The 6,308-nt window shown below is 61.1% G+C and carries 7 protein-coding genes; 4 read left to right on the top strand and 3 right to left on the bottom strand.

The annotated features are described in order from the left end of the window. Positions 1 to 278 precede the first annotated feature (278 nt). Positions 279 to 485, top strand: a complete 207-nt coding sequence (locus RDU24_RS16065; protein WP_374989796.1) for an Arm DNA-binding domain-containing protein — start codon at positions 279 to 281, stop codon at positions 483 to 485. A 30-nt stretch (positions 486 to 515) separates the two neighbouring features. Here RDU24_RS16065 and RDU24_RS15680 read toward each other — a convergent pair whose 3' ends face one another. From RDU24_RS15680 to RDU24_RS15670, 3 genes are all read right to left on the bottom strand, one after another. After that, the gene (locus RDU24_RS15680; RefSeq protein WP_308736723.1) at positions 516 to 1,625 is read right to left on the bottom strand and encodes an HD-GYP domain-containing protein; all 1,110 of its coding nucleotides are present in this window, start codon (positions 1,623 to 1,625) and stop codon (positions 516 to 518) included. 115 nt (positions 1,626 to 1,740) lie between these two features. Then, complete coding sequence (locus RDU24_RS15675; RefSeq protein ID WP_308736722.1) at positions 1,741 to 2,037, bottom strand: hypothetical protein; 297 nt, start codon at positions 2,035 to 2,037, stop codon at positions 1,741 to 1,743. 224 nt (positions 2,038 to 2,261) lie between these two features. Then, a complete protein-coding gene (locus RDU24_RS15670) occupies positions 2,262 to 3,872 on the bottom strand; it encodes a multicopper oxidase family protein (protein ID WP_308736721.1) in 1,611 nt (536 codons plus the stop codon). Between the two features lie 272 nt (positions 3,873 to 4,144). Between RDU24_RS15670 and RDU24_RS15665 the strand changes: the two genes are divergently transcribed. The 3 genes from RDU24_RS15665 (at position 4,145) to RDU24_RS15655 (ending at position 5,647) form a co-directional block, all read left to right on the top strand. Then, complete coding sequence (locus RDU24_RS15665) at positions 4,145 to 4,654, top strand: hypothetical protein (RefSeq protein WP_308736720.1); 510 nt, start codon at positions 4,145 to 4,147, stop codon at positions 4,652 to 4,654. Positions 4,655 to 4,871: 217 nt separating this feature from the next. Then, positions 4,872 to 5,285 (top strand): hypothetical protein, encoded by a 414-nt coding sequence (locus RDU24_RS15660; RefSeq protein WP_308736719.1) that lies wholly within the window; start codon positions 4,872 to 4,874, stop codon positions 5,283 to 5,285. A 74-nt stretch (positions 5,286 to 5,359) separates the two neighbouring features. Continuing rightward, a complete protein-coding gene (locus tag RDU24_RS15655) occupies positions 5,360 to 5,647 on the top strand; it encodes an SHOCT domain-containing protein (protein ID WP_308736718.1) in 288 nt (95 codons plus the stop codon). Positions 5,648 to 6,308 lie beyond the last annotated feature (661 nt).

Genomic DNA, 6,308 nt, shown 5'->3' with positions numbered 1-6,308 from the left:
GGGCAGCCTCATTCCAAACCGGACAACAAACCGGACAACAATATTTTCGTAATCACATTTATCGTTTAATCACAGAATTTTGAATATTAAATTTGATTGACTCCACACGTCCGACTAAGCACGATTAAGTCCACAAGACCCCGCGAAAGCGGGGTTTTTTGTTGCCAAATGGCGCCCAATACCATCCAATACGGTGTATTGACATCTGGGGGGCAACTGGGGGGCAACACTGGGGGCAACACGGTTGACAACCTTCAAACCTATTAGGAGTTGCCCCCATGCCGCTTAGAAACAACGAGATTAAAAACACAAAGCCGGACTTGAAGCCCAAGCGCCGATTTGATGGTGGAGGTTTGCACCTTGAGGTTGCCCCCACTGGTGGCAAGTGGTGGCGGCACAGGCACATGGGTACCCACGGGGGGAACGGGGTCGGGCAAGAAGTGAAGATGGGCCTCTCATATTACAGCCCCAAAACCATCGGGTAGGCTGGTGAGCTGGCGGAGGCGATGACCCCGCTACGACCGGCTGGACAGAAACGCATCGACCACCCCGCCGTCCCACTGCTGGTCCCGCAGCTGTTGAAGCTCCGCGCAAGCCTCCTCCTTCGTGAGGGCCTTGCGGTACGGGCGGGTTGTGGTCATGGCGTCGTAGGTGTCGGCCACGGAGATGATCCGCGACAGCACAGGGATGGCTTCCCCAGCCAGGCCGTCCGGGTAGCCCTTGCCGTCGTGGCGCTCGTGGTGGTGCCGGATGACGGGCAGGACATCAGCCAGGGACTCCACGTTGGACAGCATGTGCGCCCCAATTTCCGGGTGCCGCTTCATGACGGCGTACTCGGAGTCGGTGAGCCGGTCCTCCTTGAGCAGCACACTATCCGGCACGCCGATTTTGCCGATGTCGTGGAGCAGCGCCGCCATGTGCAGACGGTGCCGGGTCTTATCGTCCAGGCCCATGCGCTCCGCGATCTCCTGGGAGTGCCGGGCGACCCGCACGGAGTGTCCCTTGGTATACGGCTCCCGCGCTTCCAGAGCGGTGATGAGCGAGGTCAGCGCGGCGGTGGTTTGCTGTTCCCAGGCCTGCAACTCGGCCACGCGGCGCTCGCGCATCGTCGCCACGTAGCCCAACGCGATCAGGACGAGGCTGAGCGCACCCACCCCCAGGGTCAGGTCGCGGATGCTCCGCTTGGCGTTGACCAGCTCGTCCCGGTGCTCCTGGGTATGCATGACGAGGATGGGAATGAGCCGGTTCAGGCCCACGCCCACGGCGGCGAAGTCCCCGCGCTCCAGGCTCTCCCGAACCTGCCCCGCGTCAGTCAGGATGCCCTGGAGGGCCTGCTTGCGCTGCCGGGGCCATGCCGCCTCAACCTGCACCGTCAGCTTGTCCAGGGCCAAGAGGAAGTGCTGGGCCGCGATGTTGTCCACTTCCTGGTGCTGCCTCTCACCGTCGGCGATGACCTTGAGATGCTGGCTGCCCTCCATGAGGTTCTCGAAGTTCAGGATGGCGGGGGTGTAGTACGAGGTCACGGCATCGCTGAAGCTCACGATGCGCAGGACCAACAGGACGGTCAGGCCGCCAAGGACCAGGGAGAGCAGCAAGGGGGCGTATGCATTCAGGCGTGAGTTCATGCGGTACCGTCCTTCCAGGCCAGAAAGGCTGCGGCGGGGAACAGGGAACATCGCACAGGAAAAGGCGGACGGCCTGAACCAGCCGCCCGCCAATCTGCCCAGCAGTTCTGGCGGGTTACTTGGCTGCCTGGGTCATGGCCGCGTGCCCCTGACCGGCCATGGCCTGGTGCATCGGCATGGTGGTGCCAGCGCCCATGGCGGCTGGTCCCATTTTGCCTGCGCCCATGGCACCCATCATGCCGCCAGACTTCATCATGCTCCCGCACATGCTGTTGGCCATAGGCATGGTGGCGGCGGCAGTGCCGGACTTGGCCGGGATCTTCGGGGTGGTGTCGGCGGCCAGGGCCAGAGAGGCGGACAGGGCCACGACCAGGGCGGCAGCGACAAACGAGGTGGTGAACAGCTTTTTCATTACGGTCTCCTTGAAGGGGTTGAGGATGGTGCGCCCGGTCGGGCAACGCCCGCCGGACGCCTCCTCCTTTGCAGACCGTGTGCCAAATATTTTCGAGTATAATATCAGCATGTTGCTTGTCTAAGCCTACCAAACTGGTAGGATTACGTGAAGCCCATTGCACCACACTGCATCCCGCAGGCCCTTCATGTGCAGTTCCGATCACAAGGAATCGGGCCACTGGCTCAGACCACCTTCACGTTGAGCATCATGCCCTGGTCCTCGTGCTCCAGGTTGTGGCAGTGGAAGAGGAAGAGCTGTTCGCCGGGGTATCTGGGGGTGCCGAAGTCGATGGCAACGGAGACCGTCTCTCCCGGCCACACCAGCACGGTGTCCTTGTAGCCCAGGTCCGTCGCCATGCGTCCCTGGGTGTCCACGGCCCGGCTCTTGGCCTGGGCAGGGCTGCCCTTGCGCTCCAGCACCCGGTAGAAGTAGCCGTGCAGGTGCATGGGATGAGGCATGCTCTCCTTGGCGTTGCTGATCCGCCAGACCTCCACGCCGCGCTTCTTCACCACGATGGGCGCACTGCCCATGTCGAAGGTCAGGCCGTTGATGGTCCAGCCGCCCATGTGCTGCAAGGCCAGGGTGATGGGGCGCTCGGTCCCGCCTGCGGGCGGCTCCGGGATGCTCGGCAGGCTCTTGGGAAGGCTCCTGTCGTAGGCCACCTGTTGCTCCACCAGCAGCCGAAGGATGGCGTACGCGTCCCCCTCCCCAAGCGCCCCGTGGCTCCCGCCATGTCCTTCTGCGCTTGCCGCCGGGGCCGCACCATGGCCCATGCCCGTCATCCCCATCATGCCGCCCTCGTTGTGCATGGGGTCGAAGGGCATGTTCTGGAGGAAGACCTCCTGTCCGGGCGACAGGTCACGCAGGTCCAGCAGCACGTCCGCCCTCTCTCCGGGGGCGAGGAACAGCCCGTCAAGGCGCTGCGGCGCGGGCAGGAACCCGCCGTCGTTGCCCACCAGGAGCAGCGGCAGACGTGAACCGCCCTGGACAAAGGACAGGTTGTAGATGCGCGCCGTGGAGCCGTTGAGCAGCCGGAAGCGGTACAGCCGCGTGGCGGCCTTGAGGGTGGGCTTGTGCTGGCCGTTGGCAAGCACGGTATCGCCCAGGTAGCCCATGAGCAGGTCGTCCTTGGAAGGCGAGTAGTCGAGCCGTCCATCGTGGGTGAGGCGCTTGTCCTGGATCACCAGCGGGATGTCCGTCACGCCCAGGCGCAGGTCCAGATCCTTGGCAAAGGCGTCCTCCTCGCTGTCGCGGACGATGAAGAAGGACGCCAGCCCCATGTAGGACTGCTTGGCGGTCAGGGCATGCGGATGCGGGTGGTACCAGTAGGTGCCTGCCCGATTGGTGATGGGGAAGCCATACTTGTAGCTACCGCCCGGCCCGATGGCGTAAGACGGATGCCCGGCCTGCCTCCAGGGTCCGTCCACCCCGTGCCAGTGGATGATGGTCGGTTCGTTCAGCCCGTTGGCGAGGGTGGCCTCGAAGTCCTGGCCCTTGCGCAGCACCAGGATGGGGTTCAGGTAGTCAGCGCCCTTGTGCGAGGCCCTGTACGCCAGCATGGGCGCGCCCGTAGCCGGAAGCGCGCCGGGTGCCTCCGCCGCCGTGAGGGTCAGCCTGCCCTCGGGAGCAAGCAGCCCGAACAGGCCGGACGCTCCCGGCACAGGCAGCGGCGTGGAACCGAACTCGCTGGGTGTGGCGGCGTGTAGCAGCGCGGGCAAACCAAGCCCCGCCCCAGCGGCGAGCACGGCGGCCTTGGCGGTGAGGGACAGAAAATCTCTGCGACTCTGGGTCATCTGGCACCTCCAGGTTCTTCTCCTACACGGGGATCGTGGTGCAGCATCTGGTTCTATGGTACCTGTGTACGCCCAGTGCAGCGGCTTGCGCAAGCGGTCCGGCCATATTGTCGAGGTCCATGTCCGCTCCAACAAGTGGCGCCACAGCGAAGACCGGGCGCAAAAATAGTATGACTTCGCCCTGAAAAGGCTGGATTTTCCACTGACGTTTAGTGTAAACTATCTGGTAGTCCTCCGTAACCGACAACCACAACTGCACAGGAGCCATAACCATGAAGGAATTCACTCTCCGCAAGTCCCTTCTGTCCGCCTCCGTCATAGCATCCCTGACCTTCGCCCCAGCCCTGTCCCTTGCCGCTGATCCTGCTGCGGACCCGCACCATCCGGACGGGACGGCTGCCGCTGCTGCTCCAACCACCGTTGCGCCTGCTGCTGCGCATTCGGATGCCCAGAAGGGTTCCATGATGATGACGCAGGGCGGCAACATGATGATGGAAATGATGAAGAAAATGCACGGCGGCGAGAAGAAGATGATGGACGGCCAGATGATGATGGAGAAAGGCGGCATGATGAGTGACGGCCAGAATATGATGATGGACGGTCAGAAGAAGATGATGGATGGCAAGAAGATGATGATGGAAGGCCACATGATGATGATGGAAGGCAAGAAGAAGATGGACATGGACATGAAGAAGGACACCAAAAAGTCAGCCCCCGCGAAGAAGGCCGCCAAGAAGCCCGCAGACAAGCCCATGGACATGGGCAAGAAGGACGCGATGTAGGCCTGCTTTCCGCTCATGGAACGATGGAGGGGGCATCCAGCATGCCCCCCTTCCTCTTTCAAGGCGGCAGGACACCTTGAGTCCCCCCAATCCGAACAGCCCTTGGGCCGTTATCAATATCATGGACCCAATGGCTGGATTTTTTCCTGAAGGAGCGTATAGGATGTCTCGTGAGACTCCCCAATGTCTCTACCCCAACCCTCTTGGAGGAACAGCCATGAAGAAGTTCACGCTCCGCAAGTCCCTGCTGGCCGCCGCCATCGTATCCTTGGCTTTTGCGCCGGCCCTCGCCCTTGCTGCTGACCAGACCCCCGCCGCTGGCATGATGGGCGCAGGTCAGGGCATGATGATGGACGCCAAGGGCAGCGCCCAGATGATGAAGGGAGGAGCCATGATGATGCAGGGCGGCAACATGATGATGGACGCCAAACGCATGAACATGGGCGAAAAGATGATGATGGACGGCCAGAGCATGATGGGCAAGGGCGGCTCCATGGGGGCCGGGCAGACCATGATGATGGACGGCCAGAAGATGATGATGGACGCCAAGAAGATGATGATGGACGGCTACGAAAAGATGACGCAGGGCAAGAAGCAGATGGACGCGGACCTGAAAAAGGGCGCGAAGTAGCCCACACACGGCAGATCAAGGACACCGGTCAGGGGGGGCGAGCCTGCTCCCCTGCCACAACCAAGGAGCCACACATGCTGTTCGACGCCCTGAACCCCCTCCGCTTCCTCTGCCAGTCCGCTCCCGCCACCCCCGGCTATGGCATGGGCTACGGCCCGAGCGGCTGGTCGCACATGATGTCGCCTATGGGCAACGTGTTCATGATGCTGCTCATTGTCGTGGTGTTCTTCCTGGTCGTCCGCATGGTGCGGCGCTCCTCATGCTCCTCCGAAGCCCCTCTCGATATCCTCAAGCGGCGCTATGCCCAAGGCGAGATCACCCGCGAGGACTTCGAGCGCATGAAACAGGACATCAATGACTAGGGAGGGCTGGGCTATCCCTGGCGGCCTGACGAAGGTGTAGACCACATCCGCAGGTTCAGTCAGAAGAGCTGCATCGGGGGGAACCGAACCGTGGTTCAGCAAGGACAACCACATCTACGCGATGTTGTCAGAGGCCCAGGAGACGTGGACAGGCCCTGCACCTGCCCACAAAACTGCCCCACATGGAGCCTGTTGAGAGCCACTAAAATGTAGTTATATCAGGAACTTATTAAGTCATGTGGCGTTTCCCTTTGCCACACTAATCCAACCATATCAGCAAGTTAGCCGCTGAGCTTCAACCTCTCCCTGGTACACCACATGTGCTACACATAGTGGGCCAGGGTGAGGTTGCATTTCGCAGACATAGCCAAATGGTATCGCAGTGTGCTATGAAAAAGATGGAATCAATTTTCGCTAATTGCACCGGTTAGTTGTTGGAAATCGAACACATGAAAACAGGAACTTCCAGAAGTCGGGAATAGGCTATGGACAGCTTGCTCTTCTTCCTTTTTGTTATTTTGTTTTTCTCAATTGCGACTCTTATCTCCTTTCTTTCCTGGGCTGAACCAAAGAAAATCAGCATGTTGAAGAGAAAGAGGCGGATAGAATCGCCCCCCCTCCCCCCCCACCGGCTCTATGGAAGACCGCAGGAGTACCTAAG

This window comes from Humidesulfovibrio sp. (genome assembly GCF_031082295.1).
Lineage (GTDB): Bacteria > Desulfobacterota > Desulfovibrionia > Desulfovibrionales > Desulfovibrionaceae > Humidesulfovibrio.
Note: the sequence above shows the minus strand (reverse complement) of the source record. Positions and strands in the feature narration are given on the sequence as shown.

What these genes read in the sequence shown, in the direction of transcription:
- RDU24_RS15680 (WP_308736723.1), bottom strand. Translation starts at nt 1,625, where the DNA reads ATGAACTCACGCCTGAATGCATACGCCCCCTTGCTGCTCTCCCTGGTC.
- RDU24_RS15675 (WP_308736722.1), bottom strand. Translation starts at nt 2,037, where the DNA reads ATGAAAAAGCTGTTCACCACCTCGTTTGTCGCTGCCGCCCTGGTCGTG.
- RDU24_RS15665 (WP_308736720.1), top strand. Translation starts at nt 4,145, where the DNA reads ATGAAGGAATTCACTCTCCGCAAGTCCCTTCTGTCCGCCTCCGTCATA.
- RDU24_RS15660 (WP_308736719.1), top strand. Translation starts at nt 4,872, where the DNA reads ATGAAGAAGTTCACGCTCCGCAAGTCCCTGCTGGCCGCCGCCATCGTA.
- RDU24_RS15670 (WP_308736721.1), bottom strand. Translation starts at nt 3,872, where the DNA reads ATGACCCAGAGTCGCAGAGATTTTCTGTCCCTCACCGCCAAGGCCGCC.
- RDU24_RS15655 (WP_308736718.1), top strand. Translation starts at nt 5,360, where the DNA reads ATGCTGTTCGACGCCCTGAACCCCCTCCGCTTCCTCTGCCAGTCCGCT.
- RDU24_RS16065 (WP_374989796.1), top strand. Translation starts at nt 279, where the DNA reads ATGCCGCTTAGAAACAACGAGATTAAAAACACAAAGCCGGACTTGAAG.